This window comes from Pseudoalteromonas sp. G5_S1_14_S5, from assembly GCF_054968605.1.
The window spans coordinates 31,285-57,365 of the sequence record NZ_JBQKUM010000001.1 but is presented as its reverse complement, the minus strand read 5'-3'; the positions used below and the strand labels follow the sequence as shown (position 1 = coordinate 57,365).

Genomic DNA, 26,081 nt, shown 5'->3' with positions numbered 1-26,081 from the left:
CACAGGTCAGAGGGACCATTATTCTGTGGTTCTAAGTAGGCAATGAGTATAAGACTCGAATCGCGCTCCTGAACTCGTGGGCGCATAGTAGCGAGGCTATCCGAATTGATCCGTGAGAGAGATCGCACTAACTATTAACAAATCAGCTTAGGACGTAAATTGAATGACGTTTTCCACGCTAAGTCACATTTGTAACAACATATTTATCAGAAGGCAGTAAGGCATGACGACCAAAAGCAGTGTTCAGGTAATTGCTCCGCAGACACTTAACACCATGACGTTTCCACTTCATGGTGCGCGTTTAATTGAAGCATCGGCGGGTACAGGTAAAACATTTACCATCGCAGGCTTGTACTTACGCCTACTGCTCGGACATGGCACGGCAGTACCACAAGGTGAGCTGTTGGAAGTAACCCGACACCATGAGCCGCTGACAGTAGACCAAATATTGGTAGTGACCTTTACCGAAGCGGCAACCGCAGAATTGAGAGATCGTATCCGTGCGCGAATCCATGATGCGCGCATTGCGTTTGCTCGCGGGCAAAGTGACGACCCAGTGATTGCTCCTTTGCTGCAAGAGATCGTAGACCACGCTGGCGCTGCAAAAACACTGCTTAATGCCGAAAGGCAAATGGATGAAGCGGCGGTGTACACCATTCACGGCTTCTGTCAGCGTATGTTGACTCAAAATGCCTTCGAGTCTGGCAGCCGATTTGATAATGAGTTTGTGACAGATGAAAGCCATCTTAAAGCGCAAGTGGTAGCCGACTATTGGCGTAAGCAGTTTTATCCGCTGCCGATTCAACTGGTTGGTGAGGTTCGTAATATCTGGGGTTCACCGGCTGCATTATTGGCAGACGTCAATCGTTATCTGACGGGCTCTCCATTGAAGCTAACCGTCGATGCGATGTCAGGTGATTTGCAAACCCTGCACAACCAAAATTTAGATAAAGTGAAGCAACTTAAAGCGCTGTGGTGTGAATCCGAAGCGGACTTTTTGGCTTTGATTTCTGCTTCGGATGTGAACAAACGCAGTTACACCAAGAAATCTCTGCCGATATGGTTAGAAGCGGTGACGGCATGGGCACAGAGCGACACTCATGATTATCAATATCCAGACAAGTTAGAAAAGTTCTCTCAAGCCACGTTCATTGAAAAAACACCGAAAGGCACTGCACCTCAGCACGCTGTTTTCGAAGCGATTGAAGATTTTCTAAATAACCCAGCCGATTTGAAGGCTCCGTTATTGGCGCACGCGATTACCCATTGTCGAACTATGTTAGCCAAGGCAAAACAGCAGAAGCAGTGGTTGTCATTTGATGACCTACTGACTCAGTTATCTGCATCTATTGATGTCGATGAGCAATCATTGCTGGTGGAAAGAATTCGCACCTTATACCCGGTAGCAATGATCGATGAATTCCAAGATACCGACCCGCTGCAATACAGTATTTTTAGCCGAATTTATCTCGATAATCCGCAGTGTGGTTTGTTTATGATCGGTGACCCAAAGCAGGCTATTTATGGCTTCCGTGGCGCAGATATCTTTACCTATATTAAGGCGAGAAACCAAGTTAGTGCTCACTACACCTTAGGCACCAACTGGCGTTCGAGTGCTGATATGGTCAGCGCAGTAAACCAGGTATTTATGAACTCGGACAGCCCGTTTATCTATGATCAAGACATTCCATTTTTGCCTGTTGCAGCCAGTCCATCTGCCGATAAGCGCCAATGGGTAATGAATGGTGAAACTCAGCACGCACTCACTTTCTGGCTGCAAGAGGCTGAAGAAAAGCCGTTACCAAAGGGCGAATATCACAAGGCAATGGCAGAGGCGACGGCGAGTCAAATTCAAACCATTCTGACTGCTTCTCAAAATCAGCAAGCTTATTTCGATAACGGCAAAAAACAACATGCCGTGAGTGCGGGTGATATTGCTGTCTTGGTTCGAACTGGTAGTGAAGGTCGTCTGATTAAGAATGCGCTCTCTGAACAAGGCATTGCAAGTGTGTATCTTTCGAACCGAGACAGTGTATTCACCAGCTTGGTTGCGCAAGATATTCAACGCTTGCTACTAGCTGTGATGACCCCTGAAAACGACCGTGCATTGCGCGCGAGCTTGGCCTCTGAATTGTTCGCTCTGGATGCGGCTTCATTGGATGAACTCAACAACGATGAAGTGGTGTGGGAAAATGTGGTTAACGAATTTCGTGAGTATCGCAAGCTATGGCTACAGCGTGGCGTGTTACCAATGCTTCGCAGCGTGATCAGCAAGCGACATTTGGCGGAACGCTTGCTGGAAGAAGAAAATGGTGAGCGCTCACTCACTGATTTGATGCACATAGGTGAATTGCTGCAACAGGCAAGACAAGATCTCGACAGCGACTATGGTTTGTTGCGTTGGTTGGCAGAAGCGATTTCCGATGCACAAAATGGTTTAGGCGGTAGTGAAGATGACATTCAACGCCTTGAATCAGAGAGAAACTTGGTTCAAATCGTTACTATCCATAAGTCGAAAGGTTTGGAATATGACTTAGTATTTCTGCCATTTGTTGCGAGTTACCGAGAAGCGAGCGAAGGCAAATTCTACGACCATGATTCAGACACCACAGTACTGGATATTACCGGTAGTGATAGTGCTTTAGCCCAAGCGGATAAAGAGCGACTCGCGGAAGACCTGCGTTTGATTTATGTAGCGCTGACTCGTGCCGTTTATGGCTGTTTCATTGGCATGGCACCACTGCGTAAAGGGCGTTCAACCAAAGAGCCTACCGGCGTGCATTTGAGTGCGATGGGCTATTTGGTTCAAAATGGTCAAGAGCAAGGTATTGCCGAATTGCATCAGGCTCTTGCAGCCATTGAGAGCAAGAACTCAAGTGTCCTGCTAGCCGAAACACCAACCGCTTACGAGCAAGTGTTTGTACAAACGGAGCAATTGAGTGAAGACTTACATGCGAACGAACTCAAGGCTTCCATCGACAGGGCTTGGCGTATTACCAGTTACTCGGGGCTTGTAAAGCAAGGCAGTCACGGTGCGAGTCATGACGCGACCATTGAGGTGTCTGGTTTTGATATTGACTCGGCAGATGAGCAGGATGAGTCTGAGTTGATTGAACCTGAACGTTCTATCTTTACGTTCCCTCGTGGTGCTCGTCCGGGTACTTTCTTGCACACCTTGTTTGAGGAGGTTGAATTTACCGAGCCAGCAACCAGTGAACACAATACGCAAGTAATCACTCACTTATTAGAGTCTGAGCAATACGAATTAAAGTGGCTACCTGTGCTTCAACAACTGGTTGATACGGTGCTGAACACCGCATTGGATGGCAAGAACTTAAAACTAAGCGAGAAAGACTCAACACAACGCTTAGTTGAGATGGAGTTCTTACTGCCAATCGAAGTGTTGGCTGCATCTGAATTGAATCAAACCATTCAATATCACGATCCGTTATCGGCTAAAGCGGGCGACCTAGGTTTCCAAACCGTGCAAGGCATGTTGAAAGGCTTCATCGATTTGGTGTTCGAGCATCAAGGTAAATACTATGTACTCGACTGGAAATCGAATCACTTAGGAGATGATGTTGCCGTCTACCATGGTGAAGCATTGAAATCGGCGATGGCCGATCACCGCTATGATCTTCAATATCAGATCTATGCATTGGCGTTGCACCGTTTCTTACGTAGTCGTGTTGCCAATTACAGCTACGAACAACATTTTGGTGGCGTGTACTATCTGTTCTTACGAGGAATGGACGGCCAATCTCAGCAAGGTATTTTCTCCGCTAAACCAACGCTGGCTTTACTTGATGAAATGGATCAATTGATTGACGGAAAAGTGATAGACAGACGTTCAGCACAATTGAATGACGATGAAACTGGACAGATGGGACTTTTATAATGACAACAACGACCACTAATACCAGCATAGATACTGCGAACACAGCAAAGCCAATTTCACTTATTCCTGAGCAACTTATGGATGTACTCAAGTTTCTTGCGGATAAGGGATCTATTCGTCAGTTGGATTATCAATTTTCTCGTTTTATTGCTCAGCAAGCCACGAGATACTCTCAAGAGATCGGCTTTCTTGCTGGTGTAGTGAGCCATGAATTAGGCAAAGGACACATTTGTATTCAGCTGATACAGCAGCATACGACAGGCCATGAACAAACGGCAGATCTAGCTCAGTTACTTGGGTTGTACGGTGAAACGGCTTTGCAATTGGATCAAAAGTTGTTAGGTATTGATTGGTTGGCTGTACTTCAATCGTCCAATTTGGTTGGATCAACCAATGACTGTGTTAAGCCGATGATGTTTGATGGGCAGCGTGTCTACTTACAGCGTTACTGGAACTACGAGGTTGTGCTGGCAGACACGTTAAACCGTTTAAGTAAGCCGGTAGAGCTCAATATTGAACAGAAAAAGGCGCTGACGGAAACCCTCAATCAGCTCTTTGAGCGCAGCTATCACTTTCTGTTTAACGCCTTAGCCAAGGCTGAAGCAAACCAACAAACGTCTCAGGTACTACGCCAACAGCTGGTGTGTGATCATCTTGATATCGTCGATGAGCAATCTCTGAATTGGGGGACAATTGACCAAACGATCGTCAAAGCTAAGCAGGTAACGGACTTAGATGTTCTAGACGATTTGGTACCGCTATCAGCATGCTTGAACTGGCAAAAAGTGGCGGCAGCGGTGGCACTGAGTCGTCGTTTTGCGGTGATTTCCGGAGGGCCGGGAACCGGTAAGACAACCACGGTAACTAAGTTATTGTCGGCGATGGTCGAGCAATCACTAAGCCAAGGTAAAACCCCAACGATAAAGCTAGTTGCACCAACGGGTAAAGCGGCGGCGCGTTTAACAGAATCAATCGGTAAAGCGATTGAGCAACTGCCATTAGCGCCTGAAGTTAAAGCCAACATACCAACGGAATCGAGCACTTTACACCGATTACTTGGCGCGATTCCCAACCGTGCTGAGTTTAGACACAACCGACGTAATCCACTTCACCTTGATATCTTGGTGGTGGATGAAGCATCGATGGTCGACCTGTCGATGATGTATAAGCTGGTGGATGCGCTCCCTGAACACGCAAGGCTGATTCTACTTGGGGATAAAGACCAGCTTGCTTCCGTGGAGGCTGGGGCAGTGTTAGGTGACATCTGTTCGTTTAACTCTGCTGGTTATAGCAGCGCACAAGGCAACTTGATTGCGGAGATGACGGGTTTCGATGCGATAGCCAATTCACAGCAGGCAAAAGCGGGAGTCGTTAATCCTCCTGCCATTGCAGACAGCCTATGTATGCTGCAGAAGAGTTACCGTTTCGATGCGCGTTCTGGTATTGGTCAGCTGGCAAAAGCAATCAATAACGGCTCTGCAAATCAAGTAGACCAAGTGTTTGCCAAAGGTTTTGGCGATATCGAAAATCATCCTCTATCGAGCGACAGCTATAACTTGATGCTGCGTACCTTAGTTAGTGAGTATGGCGCGTATCTCAATCGAATGAATGTTCCATTGGAAGAGCGAGAAACTCAGGAAGCGAGAGCCAAATCGGTACTCGATTTGTTCAGCCAATGCCGACTACTGTGCTCTATTCGTGAAGGTGATTTTGGTGTTAATGGCCTCAACCACAGAATAGAAAGAGCGCTTGCCGCAAGGTGTTTAGTGAATCCACATAATGATGAATTGTGGTATCACGGGCGACCGGTGATGGTAACGCGTAACGATCATGGCTTGGGGTTATACAATGGTGATATTGGTATCTGTATGCTTGAGGCGGATTCAAGCCAACCTGACTCAACGCCTCGTTTAAAGGTCTATTTTGAATTGCCTGATGGCAGTGTGAAAGCGGTACTACCAAGCCGAGTACCTGATCATGAAACCGCTTATGCGATGACAATTCACAAATCCCAAGGTAGTGAGTTTGATTTGACCTTAATGATTCTGCCACCAGATTTCAGCCCAATTTTGACACGAGAGCTTATCTACACTGGGATTACGCGTGCGAAGAAACGACTAATGATGTTCAGTGATACGAACGTATTGAAGCGTGGAATTAAGGTGAAAACAGAGCGAGTGAGTGGCTTAGGAAGTCGTTTAACTCATTAGAAATAAATGAGATATTTTTACAAAGCAACCATCCCTGGTTGCTTTGAGCGCGCTAGGAATCAGTGCCTAAAAACGCTCGAGTAAACGATATGTGGTTTATCTTGTATTTTGCTTGGCAATTCAAAATAAACTCTTTTAGATTTTCGCTCACAGGGAACACGCAGTGTATGTCTAGCCCTTCTAAGAATTGGTTATCAGCCATATCCCAAAAACTTTGCAGCGAGTTACAAACAATGGTTCTCATATCAATGTTGCTCTTTTTGCTGTTTATATCAACGACCAGAGCATCAAGCGCCTGCTGATCGTTAACGGGTATAGCAATCCGTGCAGTAACCACTTCGATTCGCTCAAATGATTTGTGTCATAGGGCATTCGAGGTGGTTATTCCAATAAAAACATTTGTTATTTTGTTAAAGCGACTAAATTCTAAACAATTATGTTTGTGAGTTAAAGTGCATATCTAATAAATCTAATATAGAAAACGATTACATTTGCAATTATTTTCCCTTTGAAGTCAGATTCTAGTCCAAAACTTTATTTACACATTTAACGCTAAGATTTTTGAGTTACGTTGATAGTTGTATAGGCCCTGTTTTTCCATCGGTAGCTTATCAACTCCAATCTCGTAAAACCCCTGTTCACGGAACCAATGCAGGCTATGTGTAGTTAAAACGAAAATTTGGTCGATATCACGAGACTTCGATTGATGACGCATATAATCCAGTAATATTTGCCCGCGGTTGCCATCACGATAATCAGGATGAATAGCCACACAAGCCATCTCCGCCATATGATCTTCTGGGTATGCATAAAGCGCTGCGCAACCGATAATCAGTCCATCTTTTTCAATAATGGTAAATCGGTGGATTTCTTGCTCTAGCTGTTCTCGAGAGCGGCGCACTAAGATACCTTGTTCTTCAAGAGGGCGAATAAGGTCAAAGATACCGCCAATGTCGTCAATCTGAGCTTGTCTTACTTGCTCGGCACTCGCCATCACCACTTGGGTTCCAATACCGTCGAAAGAGAACAGTTCTTGGATCAGAGCGCCATCCACTTTGTAGCTAATTAAGTGGCAACGAGGTACGCCTGCACGACAAGCGGAAATTGCTCCTTTTAGGAAGCGCATGGTTCCGGTGCTCATGTCTTCAACTGGATTCTGACTTTCGGTTAAGCGTTCAAGAATTTGTTTAGCATCTTTAGGAAAGAGCTCGGCGAGCACATTGCCGTTATGGTCTGTTACCCCTTGCTCAGAGCAAAAGCCAATAAGCTTGTCGGCTTTTAAATGAATCGCTACCTGGGTTGCGACTTCTTCTGAGAGTAGGTTAAAGCTTTCGCCTGTAACGGAGCTAGCAATAGGGCCAAGCAACACGATTGAACCTTGGTCGAGCGTGCGATTAATCCCCTCGATATCGATTCGACGAATACGTCCGCTATGGCAATAGTCTGTGCCATCATCCACACCCAGTGGTTGTGCTGTAATGAAGTTGCCACTCATCACGTTAAGCTGAGTGCCTGCCATTGGCGTGTTGTTTAAGCTCATTGAAAGACGTGCGGTGATGGCTAGTTGAAGCTGTCCAGCAGCCTGCATAGCCACACCCAGAGCATATTCATCGGTGACTCTAATGTTCTTGTGATAGGGTGTGTGGCAATCTTGTTTCGTCAGCAGTTGGTTGATCTGTGGTCTTGCACCGTGAACGAGAACAATCTTTACTCCAAGACTGTGGAGCAGAGCGATGTCACTAATTATGTTACCAAAGTTCTTATCGGCAACGGCTTCGCCTCCCAACATTATGACCATGGTCTTGCCACGGTGTGCGTTTACATAGGGGGTTGATTGTCTAAAGCCTTTTACTAGCGCTGTACTTCTTAGTTTCACAGAACAAGTCCGGTTTGTTTATTTATTCGGTAATTTAGCATTTAAATTCAGAGTTAAACAACATCTTTTTGGAATAAAGCGCAAACAATTCCCATCTTGGCTTCATTATATAAAGTGTCTCAGTGTAGAATGCGCACAGCATCTTCATGAGTAGTAACCGAATGCCACAAGCTTCAACAAAAAAGAATAAAATCGATGAGATGACTAAAGGTCTCTACAATGAGGCTGAACAGCGCAATCAATCTCCATTGAAGCGCAAGATCATAGAGCGTTGCCTGGTGGTGCTGGCTCTGGTCGGTTCGTTTGCTGTCGTATCGCTTTATGGTGATGTCATCACTCGTTTGCAGGAGGCTGCAACGCCAAATCATTTGCTGTATGGCACTTGGATTGAGCAAGATGTGGCTCATTATGCAACGGATGAGTTTGTGTTGAATGCCAATGGAGTGTCTGTCGCTGGTTCGATTATCGCGACCAGTTTTGAATTTGACGGCAACTACTTCGAGTATAAAGCGGGAGATAAGACGTACCGCTTCCGTATGAGCAATTCTGACAACACAGAGATGACGTTGGATTCAGAGAGTCATTACAATCCCGTCTTTCGTTTAAAAGGCCACACTGATAACTCCGTCCGATAGGTTATCTCCTTGTAAACTCTTACAAACTAAGATTGTGTTATCTCATCGTTTTTGTCATCCTCGATGCATAGAATTTTTAGGATGACTCTTGTGATTAAAAAATGGCTTCCCCTTGTCGCTGCCTCAGTTTTATTTGGCTGTGCTCAACCCACCGATCTCGCTCAACAACACCTCGATGATGAATTTCCTCGCACCTTAAATAAGGTCGATGTAGTAGAGTCTAATAAACCAAGAGATTACACGACATTTGCGGAGCAAGCTGAGATGGTTGTGTCTCGCTCACCGTCGATGGCGAAAATCTACGAGCCGCTATACAAGCAACTTAATGAGTGGGCGATGCTGAGTGGTGACCCAAGTGAACTCGCAAACTTTGGTGTTCAAACGGCTCAGCTTGGTGGTGGAGATAAGCAAGGTAATGTGCTTTTCACTGGCTATTTCTCTCCAGTAATGGAACTGCGCCATGAAGCGAATGAAGAGTATCGTTACCCAGTTTATGGCCTTCCGGAATGCGATAAAGAGTGTCCAACCCGTGAAGAGATCTACAATGGTGCATTAGACGGTCAAGGGCTTGAACTTGGCTACGCTGCCAACCGTATTGGCCCGTTCATGATGGAAGTACAAGGCAGCGGGTTCGTGCACTTTGGTGATGACGATACCTTGCAGTATTTTGCGTACGCAGGAAAAAACAACAAAGCTTACGTGAGCATTGGCCGTGTGTTGATCGAGCGAGACTTGGTTCCCCGCGAAAAGATGTCGTTGAAGGCGATCAAAGAGTGGGTGTTGGCAAATGACCCTGAAGTCGTTAAAGAGCTGTTAGAACAAAACCCATCTTTCGTTTTCTTTGAAGCAAGAGATGACCTATCGGTAATGGGCAGCGCAGGTATCCCTCTATTACCAATGGCTGCAGTTGCAGGTGATCGCTCTATCTTACCAATGGGAACGCCGATTCTTGCAGAAGTACCGCTGCTAAATGCCGATGGTACTTGGAGTGGGGTACACCAACTAAGACTGTTACTAGTTCTAGATACGGGTGGTGCGGTTAAGCAAAACCACTTGGATCTTTACCACGGTATGGGACCACGTGCAGGTACTGAAGCGGGTCACTACAAACATTTTGGCCGAGTGTGGAAATTGGGCTTAGATGGTAGCGCGACAGAAGCTCCGTGGGCTTTACCACCTGAAAAGGTCGAGTAAACGACAATAAAATAGGGCATTGAAAGCGAATCGCTAATCCCCTAGACTTTTTGTTCAAGAGTGCGTATAAAACGCACTCTTTTCTTTTTCTCAGAAATAAATTGGCGGCAACAATGCGTGAATTGACCACTCCAGCTTCAGAAAACTATGACCAACGATTCGGTGGTACTCGTCGCCTGTATGGTAATAGTGAAGTCGACATACTTAGAGCGGCACATGTGTGTGTGATCGGTATTGGTGGCGTTGGTTCATGGGCTGTTGAAGCGCTTGCGCGTACTGGCGTGGGTGAGCTGACATTGATCGATATGGATGATGTGTGTGTTACGAATATCAACCGTCAGATTCATGCAATGTCGGGCACGGTCGGCAAGAGCAAAATTGAAGTGATGGCCGAGCGTGTTAAGCTTATTAACCCTGAGTGTAAAGTTAATCTGATTGACGATTTTATTGGTCCTGACAACCAGGCTGAATACCTGTCGAAAGAGTTCGATTTTGTGCTGGATGCTATTGATAGCATGAAGGCTAAGGCTTCGCTATTGGCGTATTGCCGCAGTAACAAAATCAAAGTGATCACCACTGGTGGCGCGGGTGGGCAAATCGACCCAACGCAAATTAAAGTGGCTGATCTGACTAAAACCATTCAAGATCCGCTTGCGAAGAAACTGAAAGATACGCTGCGTCGTCATCATAACTTCCCTAAGAATCCTGCGCGTAAGTTTGGCATCGATTGTGTGTTCTCGACCGAGCAGCTTAAATACCCACAAGCTGATGGCAGCGTATGCGCGGCGAAAGCGACAGCAGAAGGACCAAAACGTATGGATTGCGCGACCGGTTTTGGTGCTGCAACCGTGGTAACCGCGACTTTTGGCTTTGTTGCCGTTTCGCGTATTGTAGAAAAGATCATTCAAAAGCACAGTAAGTAACTCGCTACTGTACGTCTAATAAGAATTTACTGGATATAAAAATGATGTCATTCCCGAGCTCTCCATTCGGCAAAGAAATTACTAGTGATAATATTGTCGCAAAAATGCAGGCTTTCAACGGTTGGGAAGACCGTTACCGCCAAGTAATTCAATGGGGTAAGAAACTGCCAGTAATGCCTGATGAGCTCAAAAGTGAGCAGGTAGTGGTATCTGGTTGTGAGAGCCAGGTATGGTTAGTTTCGCAGAATGTCGACGGTGTTTGGTACTTTTTTGCCGATTCAGACGCACGTATTGTACGCGGACTTATTGCGTTAGTAATGGCGGCATATGACGGTAAAACATCAGAGCAAGTTCAAGCGTTCGACATTGATGGTTATTTCGCAGAGATTGGCTTGATTACGCATTTGAGCCCTTCAAGAGGAAATGGACTTAAAGCGATTGTGGAGCAGATCAAGAATCTTTCTAGTTCGTAACTGTCCCAATACTTTTTCACAATAATGCTTTAAAGAGATTCCAGATACTTTGTTCCTCAGTTCTGGAGTGACGATTTCTAACTGTATTTCGTCATTCACCAAAGCGACGAAGGGGCATAATAAGGAATCTCGTTTGGATAGTATTGCTATTAGAGATTCCAGATACTTCGTTCCTCAGTTCTGGTATGACGAATTCTAACGGTGTTTCGTCATTCCCTAAAGCGACGAAGGAGCGTAATAGGGAATCTCGCCATCCCCTAAAGTATATCAACGGCTTTTTCTATCGCCGATACGAGCTTTTCAACATCATCCATATTGTTGTATATGCCAAATGAAATTCGCACGGTTCCTTTTACCTTGAGTGCATCCATTAATGGGTGTGCACAGTGGTGACCAGCGCGAACGGCAATACCTTGTTGGTCGAGTAATGTTGCAATATCTTGATGGTGAACGCCATCCATAACAAAAGTAATTACGCTCGAATTGGGCTTATAACCGAGTATTTGGATGTCGTCCAATTGACTTAGTGCTTGATAAGTTTTGTGTTGTAGCTGGTGGATATGATCTTCAACGTCTTGTTGTTCAAACTGATGTAACCACTCGATTGCTGAACTTAATGCGATAGCTCCTGCTACGTTTGGTGTGCCTGCTTCGAACTTACCAGGCAGTGCAGAAAACGTGGTGCCAGAAAAAGAGACACGTTCGACCATTTTGCCACCGCCATGCCATGGCGGCATCGCTTCAAGTAATTCAAGTTTGCCGTAAAGTACGCCAATCCCTGCTGGAGCATAGAGTTTGTGCCCCGAGAATACGTAGAAGTCTGCGCCCAAAGTGGCAACATCCACAGGTTCATGAACGATACCTTGTGCGCCATCGACGACAACCACGACGTTCATCTCATGTGCCTTTTCGATAACGTGCTCAATCGGTTGGCGAGAACCCGTTACATTGGTTATCTGAGCCAGAGCGACAATCTTGGTTCGCTTCGTTAACAATGTATCAAAAGCAGCAAGGTCGAATTCGCAGTCAGATGTCATCGGGATTTTGATGACTTTAGCACCGGTTTGTTCTGCTACGATTTGCCAAGGGACGATGTTGGCGTGGTGCTCCATTTCGCTCACTAGGATTTCATCGCCTGGTTGAAGGGTGCTTCTAGCGTAAGTTTGAGCGATAAGGTTGAGTGCTTCGGTGGCACCGCGAGTCCAGATAATCTCTTTCGATGAGGCTGCGCCAATAAACTGAGCGACCTTGTCTCTAGCGGCTTCAAATTGGCTGGTGGCGTGCGCGGTTAAGCTATGACTACCACGATGAACATTAGCATTCTGCTTGGAGTAATACTGGCTAATGGCATCAATAACTACCTGAGGTTTTTGTGTGGTTGCCGCGCTATCTAAGTAAATCAGTGGTTGCTGATTGATGGTTTGTGATAGCGCAGGGAACTGCTCTCGGATGTGATTGATATCAAGCATCTATTCTTACCTAAATCTTGGAAATTGGTGCCAGCGTTATGCTGAGCGGTATCATTATTCTATCGCGACTTATTGATTGGCGCAGGCTAATCTTGTTTCTTCCAGCTACTTTCTTGTTCTTTGACTTGTGTGAAGAGTGTTTGGTTAACGGGAACGTCGATTTTATGCTTATGTGCTGTCTTTAATAGAAAGCCAGTAATGAAATCTATCTCGGTCCTTCTTTGATAGAACATGTCTTGTTTCATTGAGGAGTTATTCCTTGCCGTCGCTTGAATAACGTTGTTGACGCTAGTTTTCAATTCGTCGAAGGAGCAACTAATGCCCTCAGCCTGCATAACTTGCGTTAACTCTTCAATGATAGCGGTTAGAGTATTACCAAAGCGTGGTTCGGACAGCTCTCCATTCTTGATTTGCTCAAGGCCAGTTAGCGGGTTGATTGCACAATTGATCGAGAGTTTGGTCCACAAAGCGGTATGTATTTCTGGGTTCCAGCATACGCTTGGCAGTGCGTGATTGAGGACATCGACTAAGAAGGTGCATTTCTTTCCATTTTGATTAAAAGCCCCTAACTGAGTTTGACCAGCACCTGTGTGAACCACATGATTGCGGTCGGGTTTGAATGCTGCTTGAGTGGTGGTCGCTAATATAACTGGATGAGTATTAACTAGATCAGCTATTGCATCGACAGCGCCCATGCCGTTGTGCATGAACATTAAGATGGCATCGGAGTCGATATATTGAAGCAGTGGCGTGATAGCATCTTCGACTTGCCAAGCTTTTACGGTGAAGAGCACCAAATCGCTTTCTGAAAGCTTTTCTTTGTCGTTATTGCTAAAGGAAATCGAAACTTGCTCGTCAAGAGATAGATCAACAAAGGGTTCAGAAGAGCGACTCCACAAAGACACATTATGACCAGTTTGAAGCAGTTTTATCGCCCATAAAGCGCCAATCGCTCCGGGACCAACAATAGTGATGTTCACAGCAATACCGAGATAAGAAAGTGATGCTGCAAGGATAGCGAGGCATTAAATGAAAGCAATAAAAAATGGCACCCGAGGGTGCCATTTTATCTAATGAAGTTTTAACTTGATTAGAAGTTGTACTGTAGACGGTAGATGATTAGATCTTGGTAGTCTTCACGAGCTAGCTTGTTTACTGTGTAACGGTATAGTACACCTGTTGACCAGTTTTCGTGGAAGTTCCAAAGAGCGTTGATGCTACCATTTAGACCCCAATCACCACCTTGAACAGCAGAGTATTCATCGTTTCGAGCGAATTCGTATTCACCCCAAGTTGAGAACGTGAAGTTTTGACCTGCGATGTCAGTGTTGTAGTAGCCAACCCAACCAGCCATACCACCGTTTGAACCGCTAATATCGCCAGAGTTGATTTGGTGTGCACCGATAAATGGTGTGAACGCCCAGCCGTCACCGCTTAGGCCTGTATAGCCAAGACCTAGGACACGGTTTTGCTCATGGAAGCCAGCATCAGTATCTGTATTGTAAACTTGTGCGTAAAGGCTAACCTTTGTGTCCATTAGGTTGTAATGGATGGTACCTTTGGTTGAAGCTCCGCGATCATCACCAGAACGGTCAACACCTTCGTAGTCGTAGAAACCATAGATTTGACCCCAGTCAAATGCAGCGCCGCCTTCGATACCAATCACAGCTTGGTTACGGTCAGAAATATCACCACCGAAGTTGTCATCATCGTTACCGAAGCCTTGGTCCCAAACTTGGTAGTCAGCATACATGCCGCCAAAGCCATATAAGTATTCTGCTTGAGCAGGGATTGCTGTTGCAGCTGCAACTACGCCAAGAGCTAAAAGTGATTTACGCATAATGGAACTCTCTATGTTTGAAATAAGTAACCCGCTAATCCATGCGTGTTTGTGTGTCCGAGTGGCGAGCATAATAGCGATTTTGTTCTCAAATAAAAGTGAGAAAGAGTGAAAATTGCAATTATTAAGGTGAGTTTGATCACACTAATGATCTAAAGAATGGAACTTTAAGGTAGTGATGCATCTTGATGCATTGCTAATTCTATTGGTTTTGTGGGGTGTTGATTGTTTTTTGTATTAATTGGTGAATTGATGTCCTAAGCAAACGATTATACTAAATTGAGTGATATACATATCAAAATCAACAGTTTTCCTTTCTATGTGCTTTTCTCACTAAAAGCGGATAAATCTCTCCTCATATAAACCCACTTCCTGATCTATTTTTAATCAACTTCGTAATGGTGGAATCAATTGATGAGCAACCGGTGTGACGAGCGATAATCTTCGAACTCTTTTGATTTGTTTCGATCACCGAGAATTTTAAGACGGGTCCCTAATGCAAATCCAACAGCGGCATCTGAGGACATTTACCTAACAGAAAATGTTGGCACTGCTGGAAGTACACCAGCGCTGAGTGACGTGAAGTTTAAAGATTATGCTAATGGTACCTATGTTGCGGCTAGATCTTACTTTGTGACCATTACTGTCGCGGGTCAACCGTCGGTTGTAGAGATTGACTCTGCTTCAGCAACCTTGGCTGATGGTGTTGTTTATCATGTTGTAGCTATAGATGATTCGGCCGGTACTGGCTTCAACCTTATAGTGAGTGACACAACAGACTAGCGCTTACCAAACCAAAGTAACAAAGTAAAAGAGGGTAGCGTGATGCTACCCTCTTTCTATCTTGCTTTCTTTGTCTGTTATTCGTGGTTGTTTTTCGCTTTTTCTAATAAATCTGCGAAAAAGTGGCGCAGCGAATAGAGCATGATCAAACTTGGAATCACCATCAGTGCAGTCAGAATAAAGAAGGTTGACCAATCATTGAGGTAATCAACCAACTCACCACTGAAGGAAGCTAAAGTGGTACGGCCGAAGTTTCCAAGTGAAGCAAGTAGGGCATACTGTGTTGCTGAAAACGCCTGACCTGTTAATAGCGTTAGGAAAGAGACAAACGCAACGGTAGAAAAGGCCGTTGTGAAGTTGTCAACAATAATAGTAGCTAAGAACAGCGTCTCACTCGGGCCTGTCTGAGCGATCCAAGCAAACATTAGGTTACTTGCTGCCATTGCCACGCCGCCTATCATCAGTCCGCGTACAATACCGAACTTCACATTGAAGATACTGCCTACCAAAGTGAAGAATATCGTTGCACCCCAACCAATTAATTTGGAGTAGTGGCCAATTTGTTCGTTACTGAAACCTATCTCTTTATAGAAGGTGATCGACATTCTACCCAAGAAGGCTTCACCGATCTTAAATAGGAAAACAAACAGCAGCAGGGTAATCGCAACCTGAACACCATTTCTTTTGAAGAAATCATAAAAGGGCTCAATGACCGTTACACTGAACCAAGCGACAAGCTTTGAGCCGACTACTTTATTGTGTCGTTGCTGAGCTTGTTCTTGTAGGGCCTCACGCTGAGTGTTTGGCTCACCGACAAAGAGGGTGAATAACATAAGTACGACCACAACACCTGCCATACCGTAGTAAACACCATTCCAACCAATAGAGTCTGCGTTAATAAAGGCAAGGTAGCCTGGTAGAGAATAGCCCGTCCACCAACCCACAACAGCCATTGCAGAAGCTTGTGGCAGTTTTGATGCTTCAGATTTTGGGAAGGTATCGATACGAAATGCATCAATCGCGATGTCTTGCGTGGCAGAGGCAATAGCGATAGCGAGCGCCAACATTGAGGTAAACGCCAAATTCTCAGCGGGATTGACGCCGGCGATGAATAAAGTGCCAACTAAAACAATGGATTGGCAGAAAAATATCCAGCTACGTCGTTGCCCTAGAATCGCGTGTAGCACCGGTAATTTGACTCGGTCTACCAGAGGTGCCCACAAAAAGTTAATGGCGTATACGGCAAATACACTACCAAAGTAACCAATGGCTGCACGGGTTAAACCTGCGTCTTTAAGCCAGCCAGACATGTTGGAGCCAATAAGAACCCACGGGAAGCCGCTTGAGCAGCCGAGCATGAACACCCACAGTAAGCGCTTATCGAGATAGCTGCGGAAAGTTTGCATCCAGGAAAGAGAGGGAGTGCCTGATGACATAAGTCGTCCTTGTATAGAAAAACGCCCTTAAGAAGTAAGGGCGTTGTTTAGATTACTTAAGAAGGGTTACTTTCGTGATGACAATTGGATCAACAGGGATATCTGCCATACGACCCATTCGCTTAGTTGGAATGGTCGCCATCTTTTGAATTACGTCAAAGCCTTCGGTTACTTTACCAAATACTGCGTAACCCGGGTTGCTGCCTTTCGCGTTTAGGAAATCGTTGTTTGCATAGTTAATGTAGAACTGACGAGTCGCAGAGTCAGGTGCATTAGTACGAGCCATTGCGATGGTTGCTGTGTCATTTTTCAGACCATTGCTGCCTTCATTTTTGATCGGAGCATACGTTGCTTGTTGCTGCATGTCTTGATTAAAGCCGCCACCTTGCGCCATAAAACCAGGAATAATACGGTGGAAGATAGTGCCTTCGTAACTGCCATCTGCTACGTATTTTAGAAAGTTCTCAGAACTAATTGGTGCTTGCTCTTGGTTTAGCTCGATTGTGAAGTTACCTAGCGTCGTTTCCACGTTGACTTTAGGACCAGCCCATACGCTCACGCTCACTAACATTAATGCGATAGAAGATAGAATACGACCCATTAGAAACGCTCCTTCATGTAAGTTTGCAGTTCTTGGTCATTGGCGATCTCTTTAAGCACTAAGTCGATAACATCGTTAAGTACCATTGCGATATCGTCGTTTGATGCGCTTAATGCACCAGTGCGAGTCGCTGTACCATTAAATGTCTTAACCAGCTTGCCTTCTGGTGTTTCAGCCGTAACTTCAAGTGTTACTTTTCCGTCCATTTGGTTTTCCATAATGGTGTGTTCTACGGTAACTAGTGCTTCTTGAATCTCTAAAACAACAGAGTTTTCGCTGTTTACGCTGGCACGAAAGCCTTGAGACTCAAATTGTTGTGCAATAGCGTTTTCTAGAGAAATGCGCATGTTTTGCTTAGCGTGAATTGGCTGAATGTTAGCTCGGCCGCTATCAACAAGTGCAACATACTGAGCAGCACGAACATCTTTACTGGTTAGTGTGTAGTTTTTGTCTTGTACTAGGTTGCTTGAGCTTAGTGAAGCTTCTGGCATTACATTGATCTGTTCTTTCTGAGGGGCTGAGCATGCTGTCAAAGCCATTATAGAAGCAGCCAAAATCAGTTTTTTCATTCCGTTATCCTTTCTAAATTCACACCAGAAGCTCGGTATTTTAAATTCTTATAAAGCAGTCTACTGCCTATTTGTTAAAATTAGCAGGTTCTCTTGTTGCTTGTAATATCTCAAATTTTTGGTTTAGTTCAAGCGTTTCAACGTTCGCTTCACCAAATAATCTTGCTAATTTGACATCGTATCCGAGGTGTCGGTTGCCAATAACAATTAATTTGCCTCCATTGCTAAGAACATGCTTTGCATCACAGAACATTTGCCATGCAATGTGATCGGTAATCGCTTGTTGTTGATGGAATGGAGGGTTACACAAAACTAGGTATGTGCTGTTTTTCTTAAAACCGTCCAAACAGTTGTTAGCAATGAACTGGAAGTTACCCTCTTCCCCAAGGTTATCTTTTACGTTTTGACGCGCTGATTCTATGGCCATAAAACTTTCATCGACACACGTAATACGAGCTTGTGGATTCAGTTGACCAGCTTTGACACTCAGTACACCGTTACCACAACCAAGATCGATGATATGACGTAACTCTGGATCTTGAGGGATATGTTCTAGCATATAGCGAGCGCCCTGATCGAGTGCTTCCCCTGAGTAAACATTTGGTAAATTTTTCAGGCGGATATCTTCACCATCAACGTCCCACTCAACGAATGCTTCAACCTTGTGAATAGGCTGACAGTTTGGAGAAGAGAACACCAACCGATGCTTTTTCTTCGCCAGTGATGTTTTGGTTTCACCTAAGTACTTTTCAAACAAATTCAGCGTTGATGTGTGAATCTCTTTTACCTTGTTGACGCCAATCACTTGGCAACCTTCTGGCAAAGCTTGGCGTAATTGGCTTAGCTGCCATACCAAATGGCGGTTGGTTTTTGGTAGCTGCATCAGTACAAGATCGATACCATGAGGGATATCATCCATAGAGTTTAAAAAGTTGACGCGATTGCACTGATTACGTTGTAGGTTTTTCAGGCTGCCACGATGAGAGATAAATGAGTCGCTCATCATGGTCACATCGTGATCTTTTGAAAACCAAGCGGATAGGGCACCAAAGCTGTCGTTTAAGATCAGAATACGTTTGCCAGGTTCAAGGTTCATCTCTTCTACATGGTTAATAATGTATTCGTCGCCCGCATCCCAAGCTTGAAGCGTTTCATTTGAACGTTTAGGGAAACGATGTAAGGTCAAAGTTCTATCGTGAAGGGTAAGTTCAGTTTTCATTACTTGGGATACTTATGTGAGAAATAACAAAGATATTGTCTCAAATGCGAGCTGAACAAGATAGGGAAAACTCGATTAAACCTATGCTGTTCGTTATTAAATACTCAGACAGTAGCCTTGTTAGGGTTTATACTCACTCCACAGATAATGCCAACCCGTTATTAAGGAATCACAATGATCCAAGAAGTTATCGAAACAAAATTGCACAATGAGTTTTCACCAAGTCACTTGAATGTGATTAATGAGAGTTATATGCACAATGTTCCGGCTGGCTCTGAGAGTCATTTTAAGGTGATTGTTGTGAGCGATGCGTTTGAAGGTTTACGTCTTATTGCTCGTCACCGAGCGGTAAATAAAGCACTTTCAGAAGAGCTAGCGAACAATATTCACGCTCTATCTATTCACACTTATACAAAAGATGAATGGTTGAAGCAGCTAGATAACGTGCCAGACAGCCCAATGTGCATGGGTGGGGGCAAGTGATAGATTTAATACATATAAAAATAGGTGGCTATGCCGCCTTTTTTATCGCCTAAATTATCTTTTTTTTGCCGTTATATCACTCAATATGATGGTAAATTGAACGTCTGGAAGTGCCTACAATGAGTAGTGCTTTTATTAACAGCGTTTCAACATAACTCATAAAATACCATTTTGTGACAGAGTGTTAATCTCTTGTTTAAAACACCTTTAAAAGCCAATTTATCTGTGCGGCTCGTCAAATTTATACATATTCAAGAGTCCATATGCTTAAATTCTCACTAAATAAACGTGCTATTCAAGTTATTGGTCATGGCATCAAGAGGCCAAAAAATGCTAGAATACGCCACCTGATAAATCTCGCATGATTTATGTGAGAATTTTATTAAGATAATGTTGCGATTTTGGTATCTCAAATTTACCGAAACCGGACACTGTAATGTCGTGTCTAAGGGCGATTTTAAAACGTCCTGAATTTACGCAATTAAAAGAATCTTTTTCCCGATAAAGTAGTGCAAGTGCGTATGATTACAATAAAGAAGGGTTTGGATCTTCCTATCGCAGGAACTCCATCCCAGGTGATTAATGATGGTAAGTCCATCACTAAAGTCGCCTTGCTTGGCGAAGAGTACGTTGGTATGCGTCCTACGATGCATGCTCGCGTTGGTGATGAAGTGAAAAAAGGCCAAGTTCTTTTTGCAGATAAAAAGAACCCAGGCGTTGTATTTACTTCTCCAGCAAGCGGTAAAGTTATTGAAGTGAACCGTGGTGCTAAGCGTGTTCTTCAATCTGTAGTGATTGAAGTAGCAGGCAATGAGCAAATCACGTTCAATAGCTATGAAGCTAACCAACTAACAGGCCTAGACCGTGAAACGGTTAAAGCTCAGTTAGTTGAGTCTGGTTCATGGACCGCTCTGCGAACTCGTCCGTTCAGCAAGGTTCCAGCAATTGATTCTGAAACTCAGGCTATTTTTGTAACTGCGATGGATACTAATCCGCTAGCAGCTGAGCCAGAATTAATCATCAACGAGCAGTCTGATGCTTTCGTTGCTGGTTTAGATATTCTTTCAACTCTGACTAACGGTAAAGTGTACGTTTGTAAAAAAGGTACTAGCCTACCTCGTTCAGCTCAGTCTAACGTTGAAGAACATGTTTTTGATGGCCCTCACCCTGCAGGTCTTGCAGGTACGCATATGCATTACCTATCCCCGGTAAATGCAGAAAACGTAGCGTGGAGCATTAACTACCAAGATGTTATCGCATTCGGTAAGCTTTTCCTTACTGGTGAGCTTTACACTGATCGTGTTGTTTCTCTGGCTGGTCCAGTAGTAAACAACCCACGTCTAGTTCGTACTCAAATTGGTGCTAGCCTTGAAGAGTTGACAGACAGCGAGCTAATGCCAGGCGAAGTTCGTGTGATTTCTGGTTCTGTACTAACTGGTACACAAGCAACCGGTCCACATGCTTACCTTGGTCGTTACCATCAGCAAGTTTCTGTTCTACGTGAAGGTCGTGATAAAGAGCTATTCGGCTGGGCTATGCCTGGTAAGAACAAGTTCTCTGTTACTCGTTCATTCCTTGGTCACCTGTTTAAAGGTCAGTTGTTCAACATGACAACGACTACAAACGGTAGTGATCGCTCAATGGTTCCAATCGGTAACTACGAGCGCGTAATGCCTCTAGATATGGAACCTACATTGCTGCTTCGTGATCTATGTGCAGGCGACGTTGATAGTGCACAAGCACTAGGTGCGCTAGAGCTAGATGAAGAAGATTTGGCATTGTGTACCTTTGTATGTCCAGGTAAGTACGAGTACGGTCAACTACTTCGTGAATGCCTAGATACGATTGAGAAGGAAGGGTAATTTTCATGGGCCTTAAAAAGTTTCTTGAAGACATCGAGCATCATTTTGAGCCAGGTGGTAAACACGAGAAGTGGTTCGCGCTTTACGAAGCAGCGGCTACTGTGTTCTACACGCCAGGTTTTATCACAAAGAAAAGCTCGCACGTTCGTGATAGCGTTGACTTAAAACGTATCATGATCATGGTTTGGTTAGCGGTATTCCCAGCAATGTTCTGGGGTATGTACAACGCGGGTGGCCAAGCTATCGCTGCACTTAACCACATGTACGCAGGCGCTGAACTAGCATCTGTAATCGATGGTAACTGGCACTACTGGCTGACTCAAATGCTTGGCGCCTCATTAGGAGCCGATGCAGGTGTTGGCAGTAAAATGCTACTTGGTGCGACTTACTTCCTACCTATCTACGCAACGGTATTTATCGTTGGTGGTTTCTGGGAAGTTCTGTTCTGTATGGTGCGTAAGCACGAAGTTAACGAAGGTTTCTTTGTAACTTCTATTCTTTTCGCGCTCATTGTTCCGCCAACACTTCCTCTATGGCAAGCAGCTCTGGGTATTACCTTCGGTGTTGTTGTTGCTAAAGAGATCTTTGGTGGTACAGGTCGTAACTTCCTAAACCCTGCGCTTGCTGGTCGTGCGTTCCTATTCTTTGCATACCCTGCACAGATTTCAGGTGACGTAGTTTGGACTGCTGCGGATGGTTTCTCTGGTGCAACTGCGCTTAGCCAATGGGCTCAAGGCGGCGGTAGCGCGCTAGTTAACACAGTATCTGGTGAAGCGATCACTTGGATGGATGCGTTCATTGGTAACATCCCAGGTTCTATCGGTGAAGTATCGACTCTAGCACTTATGATTGGTGCAGCGATGATCGTTTACATGCGTATCGCTTCATGGCGCATCATTGCAGGTGTAATGATCGGTATGATCGCTGTGTCTACGCTATTCAACGTGATCGGTTCTGACACTAATGCAATGTTCAGCATGCCTTGGCACTGGCACCTAGTTCTAGGTGGCTTCGCATTTGGTATGTTCTTCATGGCAACAGACCCGGTATCAGCATCATTTACTAACAAAGCTAAATGGTGGTACGGCATCCTAATCGGTGCAATGTGTGTAATGATCCGTGTTGTTAACCCGGCATACCCAGAAGGCATGATGCTTGCGATTCTATTCGCAAACCTATTTGCTCCCCTGTTTGACCACGTTGTAATCGAGAAGAACATTAAGCGGAGACTAGCTCGCTATGGCAAGTAATAACGATAGCATTAAAAAGACGCTGTTTGTTGTTATCGCATTGAGCCTAGTGTGCTCAATCATCGTTTCAACAGCTGCAGTTGTTCTTAAACCAAAGCAACAAAATAACGCGGTTCTGGATCAACAAACAAAGATCCTAGAAGTTGCGGGTGTTGACCTTGAAGGTGATATCCCAGCACTTTACGCAGAGAACATCGAACCTCGTCTAGTTGATTTCGCTACTGGTGATTTCGTTGACGGTGATGCTTCTGCATACGACCAACGTAAAGCGGCTAAAGATCCGGCTCAGTCAATCAAGCTCTCAGCTGAAGATGACATTGCTAAGATCCTTCGTCGTGCTAACACAGGTACTGTTTACCTAGTGAAAGACGGTGCTGAAACTACTAAAGTTATCATCCCTGTTCATGGTAACGGCCTATGGTCAATGATGTACGCATTCGTTGCGGTAGAAACTGATGGCAACACAGTTTCTGGTATCACTTACTACGAGCAAGGTGAAACTCCTGGACTTGGTGGTGAAGTTGAGAACCCAACTTGGCGTGCTCAATTCGTTGGTAAGAAATTATTCGACGAAAACCACAAGCCAGCTATCAAGGTAGTTAAAGGTGGTGCTCCTGAAGGTACTGAGCACGGTGTTGATGGCCTTTCTGGTGCAACACTGACCAGTGTTGGCGTTCAACATACATTTGACTTCTGGTTAGGTGATATGGGCTTTGGTCCGTTCCTAGCAAAAGTTCGTGACGGAGGTCTGAACTAATGTCTAGTGCAAAAGAAATTAAAAAGAGCATTTTAGCGCCAGTATTGGATAACAACCCAATCGCGCTACAGGTTCTTGGTGTGTGTTCTGCTCTTGCGGTAACCACTAAGCTAGAAACAGCATTTGTTATGACTATCGCGGTAATGTTTGTTACTGCTCTGTCTAACTTCTTCGTTTCTCTAATCCGTAACCACATTCCTAACAGTGTGCGTATCATCGTTCAGATGGCAATTATCGCATCATTGGTAATCGTGGTAGACCAAGTGCTAAAAGCATACTTGTATGATATCTCTAAGCAGTTATCTGTATTCGTAGGCCTAATCATCACTAACTGTATTGTTATGGGTCGTGCTGAAGCATTCGCCATGAAGTCTGCGCCAATCCCGTCTTTTATCGACGGTATTGGTAACGGTCTTGGTTACGGTTTCGTTCTTATCACTGTTGGTTTCTTCCGTGAGCTTCTAGGCTCTGGCAAACTATTTGGTATGGAAGTACTACCTCTAGTGAGCAACGGTGGTTGGTATCAGCCAAACGGCTTGATGCTTCTAGCACCTTCTGCATTCTTCCTAATTGGTTTCTTGATTTGGGCGATTCGTACGTTCAAGCCTGAGCAAGTAGAAGCGAAAGGGTAAGGTAGTCATGGAACATTATATTAGCCTACTAGTTAAATCGATTTTCATCGAAAACATGGCACTTTCTTTCTTCTTGGGTATGTGTACATTCCTAGCTGTATCTAAGAAAGTGAAAACGTCTTTTGGTCTTGGTGTTGCGGTAGTTGTAGTACTTACAATCGCTGTTCCTGTAAACAACCTTGTTTACACAAACATCCTGAAAGAAAACGCGCTTGTTGAAGGTGTCGATTTAAGTTTCCTTAACTTCATCGCATTTATCGGTGTTATCGCGGCACTTGTACAAATCCTAGAGATGGTTCTTGATCGTTTCTTCCCACCTTTGTACAACGCACTAGGTATCTTCCTTCCATTGATCACAGTTAACTGTGCAATCTTTGGTGGTGTATCTTTCATGGTAACTCGTGACTACAACTTTGCTGAATCTGTTGTTTACGGCTTCGGTTCTGGTGTGGGTTGGATGTTAGCTATCGTTGCTCTTGCGGGTATCCGTGAGAAGATGAAGTACTCTGACGTACCTCCAGGTCTGCGTGGCCTTGGTATCACGTTCATTACTGTTGGTCTGATGGCGTTAGGCTTTATGTCTTTCTCTGGTGTTCAACTGTAGGGTAAGCACCCAGTAATAAGGAATAACAAATGTTTAGTATTATTCTTGGCGTAGCGATGTTTACCATTATTGTACTGGCTCTAGTATTAGTGATTCTTTTCGCTAAATCTAAGCTTGTACCTACAGGTGACATCACAATCGCTGTAAACGATGATCCATCTCTAGCAATCACGACGCAGCCGGGCGGTAAATTGCTTGGTGCTCTAGCTGGCGCTGGCGTATTCGTATCTTCTGCTTGTGGTGGCGGTGGCTCTTGTGGTCAGTGTCGCGTAAAAATTAAGTCAGGTGGTGGCGACATCCTTCCAACTGAGCTTGACCACATTACTAAAGGTGAAGCGCGCGAAGGTGAGCGTCTTGCATGTCAAGTTGCAATGAAAACTGACATGGATATCGAACTTCCTGAAGAGATCTTCGGTGTGAAGAAATGGGAATGTGAAGTTATCTCTAATGATAACAAAGCTACCTTCATCAAAGAGCTTAAGCTGCAAATCCCTGATGGCGAATCAGTACCTTTCCGTGCTGGTGGTTACATCCAGATTGAAGCACCAGCTCACCACATCAAATACTCTGATTTCGATGTACCAGAAGAGTACCGCGAAGACTGGGACAAGTTTAACCTGTTCCGTTACGAGTCTAAGGTTGATGAAGATATCATCCGTGCTTACTCAATGGCTAACTACCCAGAAGAACATGGTATTATTATGCTGAACGTGCGTATCGCTACGCCGCCGCCTAATAATCCAGATGTTGCACCTGGTCAAATGTCATCGTTCATCTGGTCTCTTAAAGAAGGCGACAAGTGTACTATCTCTGGTCCATTTGGTGAGTTTTTCGCGAAAGATACAGACAACGAAATGGTATTCGTTGGTGGTGGTGCGGGTATGGCTCCAATGCGCTCACACATCTTCGATCAGCTTAAGCGTCTTAACTCAACTCGTAAGATGTCTTTCTGGTACGGCGCACGTTCTAAGCGTGAGATGTTCTACGTAGAAGACTTCGACGGTCTACAAGCTGAAAACGATAACTTCGTTTGGCACTGTGCTCTGTCTGATCCAATGCCAGAAGATAATTGGGATGGTTACACTGGTTTCATCCACAACGTACTTTACGAAAACTACCTGAAGGATCACGAAGCTCCTGAAGATTGTGAGTACTACATGTGTGGTCCACCGATGATGAACGCTGCTGTTATCGGCATGCTGAAAGATCTTGGTGTAGAAGATGAAAACATCCTACTAGATGACTTCGGTGGTTAATCCACTTAAGTGATTGATATTATGGCTGACTCCTACGAGTCAGCCATTTGTTTTTATAAGACAGCTTTTGACAACATATTGGCTTATATAAGAAAGAGTAAGGCATTCAAA

At 44.6% G+C, this 26,081-nt stretch carries 22 protein-coding genes; 14 read left to right on the top strand and 8 right to left on the bottom strand.

Annotated features, from left to right (window positions below; all coding sequences use genetic code 11):
- The first annotated feature begins 223 nt into the window (after nt 1-223).
- Together recB and recD are read left to right on the top strand one after the other, a co-directional pair.
- Nucleotides 224-3,898, top strand: a complete 3,675-nt coding sequence (gene recB / locus ACTRWI_RS00250; protein ID WP_499128295.1) for an exodeoxyribonuclease V subunit beta — start codon at nt 224-226, stop codon at nt 3,896-3,898.
- Nucleotides 3,898-6,108: an exodeoxyribonuclease V subunit alpha gene (recD, locus tag ACTRWI_RS00245; protein ID WP_499128294.1), complete on the top strand. Its 2,211-nt coding sequence runs from the start codon at nt 3,898-3,900 to the stop codon at nt 6,106-6,108. The genes recB and recD overlap by 1 nt, the downstream gene beginning before the upstream one ends.
- A 538-nt stretch (nt 6,109-6,646) precedes the next feature.
- Here the strand turns inward: recD and argA are convergent.
- A complete protein-coding gene (argA, locus tag ACTRWI_RS00240; RefSeq protein ID WP_499128293.1) occupies nt 6,647-7,984 on the bottom strand; it encodes an amino-acid N-acetyltransferase in 1,338 nt (445 codons plus the stop codon).
- Nucleotides 7,985-8,130: 146 nt separating this feature from the next.
- Between argA and ACTRWI_RS00235 the strand changes: the two genes are divergently transcribed.
- The 4 genes from ACTRWI_RS00235 to csdE all read left to right on the top strand — a co-directional run bounded on the left by ACTRWI_RS00235 (nt 8,131) and on the right by csdE (nt 11,209).
- Nucleotides 8,131-8,619, top strand: coding sequence for a DUF2850 domain-containing protein (locus ACTRWI_RS00235; RefSeq protein ID WP_499128291.1), 489 nt, complete (start codon nt 8,131-8,133; stop codon nt 8,617-8,619).
- 90 nt (nt 8,620-8,709) lie between these two features.
- A complete protein-coding gene (gene mltA / locus ACTRWI_RS00230; protein ID WP_499128289.1) occupies nt 8,710-9,813 on the top strand; it encodes a murein transglycosylase A in 1,104 nt (367 codons plus the stop codon).
- Nucleotides 9,814-9,926: 113 nt separating this feature from the next.
- Nucleotides 9,927-10,736: a tRNA cyclic N6-threonylcarbamoyladenosine(37) synthase TcdA gene (gene tcdA, locus ACTRWI_RS00225; RefSeq protein ID WP_004737606.1), complete on the top strand. Its 810-nt coding sequence runs from the start codon at nt 9,927-9,929 to the stop codon at nt 10,734-10,736.
- 41 nt (nt 10,737-10,777) lie between these two features.
- Nucleotides 10,778-11,209 carry a cysteine desulfurase sulfur acceptor subunit CsdE gene (csdE, locus tag ACTRWI_RS00220; RefSeq protein ID WP_499128287.1) on the top strand — a complete coding sequence of 144 codons (432 nt, stop codon included), beginning with the start codon at nt 10,778-10,780 and terminating at the stop codon, nt 11,207-11,209.
- A 257-nt stretch (nt 11,210-11,466) separates the two neighbouring features.
- Here csdE and csdA read toward each other — a convergent pair whose 3' ends face one another.
- The 3 genes from csdA to ACTRWI_RS00205 all read right to left on the bottom strand — a co-directional run bounded on the left by csdA (nt 11,467) and on the right by ACTRWI_RS00205 (nt 14,518).
- A complete protein-coding gene (csdA, locus tag ACTRWI_RS00215) occupies nt 11,467-12,678 on the bottom strand; it encodes a cysteine desulfurase CsdA (protein WP_499128285.1) in 1,212 nt (403 codons plus the stop codon).
- Between the two features lie 86 nt (nt 12,679-12,764).
- Entirely contained in the window at nt 12,765-13,658 is an 894-nt protein-coding gene (gene panE, locus ACTRWI_RS00210; protein ID WP_499128283.1) for a 2-dehydropantoate 2-reductase, read from the bottom strand.
- Between the two features lie 110 nt (nt 13,659-13,768).
- Complete coding sequence (locus ACTRWI_RS00205; RefSeq protein ID WP_499128281.1) at nt 13,769-14,518, bottom strand: outer membrane protein OmpK; 750 nt, start codon at nt 14,516-14,518, stop codon at nt 13,769-13,771.
- Between the two features lie 579 nt (nt 14,519-15,097).
- Between ACTRWI_RS00205 and ACTRWI_RS00200 the strand changes: the two genes are divergently transcribed.
- Nucleotides 15,098-15,301 carry a hypothetical protein gene (locus ACTRWI_RS00200; protein WP_499128280.1) on the top strand — a complete coding sequence of 68 codons (204 nt, stop codon included), beginning with the start codon at nt 15,098-15,100 and terminating at the stop codon, nt 15,299-15,301.
- 77 nt (nt 15,302-15,378) lie between these two features.
- On the opposite strand, the gene ACTRWI_RS00195 is transcribed toward ACTRWI_RS00200, so the two are convergent.
- From ACTRWI_RS00195 to ACTRWI_RS00180, 4 genes are all read right to left on the bottom strand, one after another.
- Nucleotides 15,379-16,737 carry an AmpG family muropeptide MFS transporter gene (locus ACTRWI_RS00195; protein ID WP_499128279.1) on the bottom strand — a complete coding sequence of 453 codons (1,359 nt, stop codon included), beginning with the start codon at nt 16,735-16,737 and terminating at the stop codon, nt 15,379-15,381.
- A 52-nt stretch (nt 16,738-16,789) separates the two neighbouring features.
- Nucleotides 16,790-17,338, bottom strand: coding sequence for a peptidylprolyl isomerase (locus ACTRWI_RS00190; protein ID WP_499128278.1), 549 nt, complete (start codon nt 17,336-17,338; stop codon nt 16,790-16,792).
- Nucleotides 17,338-17,907: a YajG family lipoprotein gene (locus tag ACTRWI_RS00185; RefSeq protein WP_499128277.1), complete on the bottom strand. Its 570-nt coding sequence runs from the start codon at nt 17,905-17,907 to the stop codon at nt 17,338-17,340. The genes ACTRWI_RS00190 and ACTRWI_RS00185 overlap by 1 nt, the downstream gene beginning before the upstream one ends.
- 67 nt (nt 17,908-17,974) lie before the next feature.
- Complete coding sequence (locus ACTRWI_RS00180) at nt 17,975-19,126, bottom strand: methyltransferase (RefSeq protein ID WP_499128276.1); 1,152 nt, start codon at nt 19,124-19,126, stop codon at nt 17,975-17,977.
- Nucleotides 19,127-19,300: 174 nt separating this feature from the next.
- On the opposite strand from ACTRWI_RS00180, the gene bolA reads away from it, so the two are divergent.
- The 7 genes from bolA to nqrF all read left to right on the top strand — a co-directional run bounded on the left by bolA (nt 19,301) and on the right by nqrF (nt 25,970).
- Complete coding sequence (gene bolA, locus ACTRWI_RS00175; protein WP_004737616.1) at nt 19,301-19,609, top strand: transcriptional regulator BolA; 309 nt, start codon at nt 19,301-19,303, stop codon at nt 19,607-19,609.
- 521 nt (nt 19,610-20,130) lie between these two features.
- Nucleotides 20,131-21,471, top strand: a complete 1,341-nt coding sequence (locus tag ACTRWI_RS00170) for a Na(+)-translocating NADH-quinone reductase subunit A (protein WP_499128273.1) — start codon at nt 20,131-20,133, stop codon at nt 21,469-21,471.
- A 5-nt stretch (nt 21,472-21,476) separates the two neighbouring features.
- Entirely contained in the window at nt 21,477-22,721 is a 1,245-nt protein-coding gene (locus ACTRWI_RS00165) for an NADH:ubiquinone reductase (Na(+)-transporting) subunit B (RefSeq protein ID WP_499128272.1), read from the top strand.
- Complete coding sequence (locus ACTRWI_RS00160; RefSeq protein WP_499128270.1) at nt 22,711-23,478, top strand: Na(+)-translocating NADH-quinone reductase subunit C; 768 nt, start codon at nt 22,711-22,713, stop codon at nt 23,476-23,478. Before ACTRWI_RS00165 ends, ACTRWI_RS00160 begins: the two co-directional genes overlap by 11 nt.
- Complete coding sequence (locus ACTRWI_RS00155; RefSeq protein ID WP_004737620.1) at nt 23,478-24,110, top strand: NADH:ubiquinone reductase (Na(+)-transporting) subunit D; 633 nt, start codon at nt 23,478-23,480, stop codon at nt 24,108-24,110. Before ACTRWI_RS00160 ends, ACTRWI_RS00155 begins: the two co-directional genes overlap by 1 nt.
- Before the next feature lie 7 nt (nt 24,111-24,117).
- Nucleotides 24,118-24,714, top strand: coding sequence for an NADH:ubiquinone reductase (Na(+)-transporting) subunit E (nqrE, locus tag ACTRWI_RS00150; protein ID WP_004737621.1), 597 nt, complete (start codon nt 24,118-24,120; stop codon nt 24,712-24,714).
- Nucleotides 24,715-24,743: 29 nt separating this feature from the next.
- On the top strand, nt 24,744-25,970 hold the full coding sequence (nqrF, locus tag ACTRWI_RS00145; protein ID WP_004737622.1) for an NADH:ubiquinone reductase (Na(+)-transporting) subunit F: 1,227 nt from the start codon (nt 24,744-24,746) through the stop codon (nt 25,968-25,970).
- Nucleotides 25,971-26,081 lie beyond the last annotated feature (111 nt).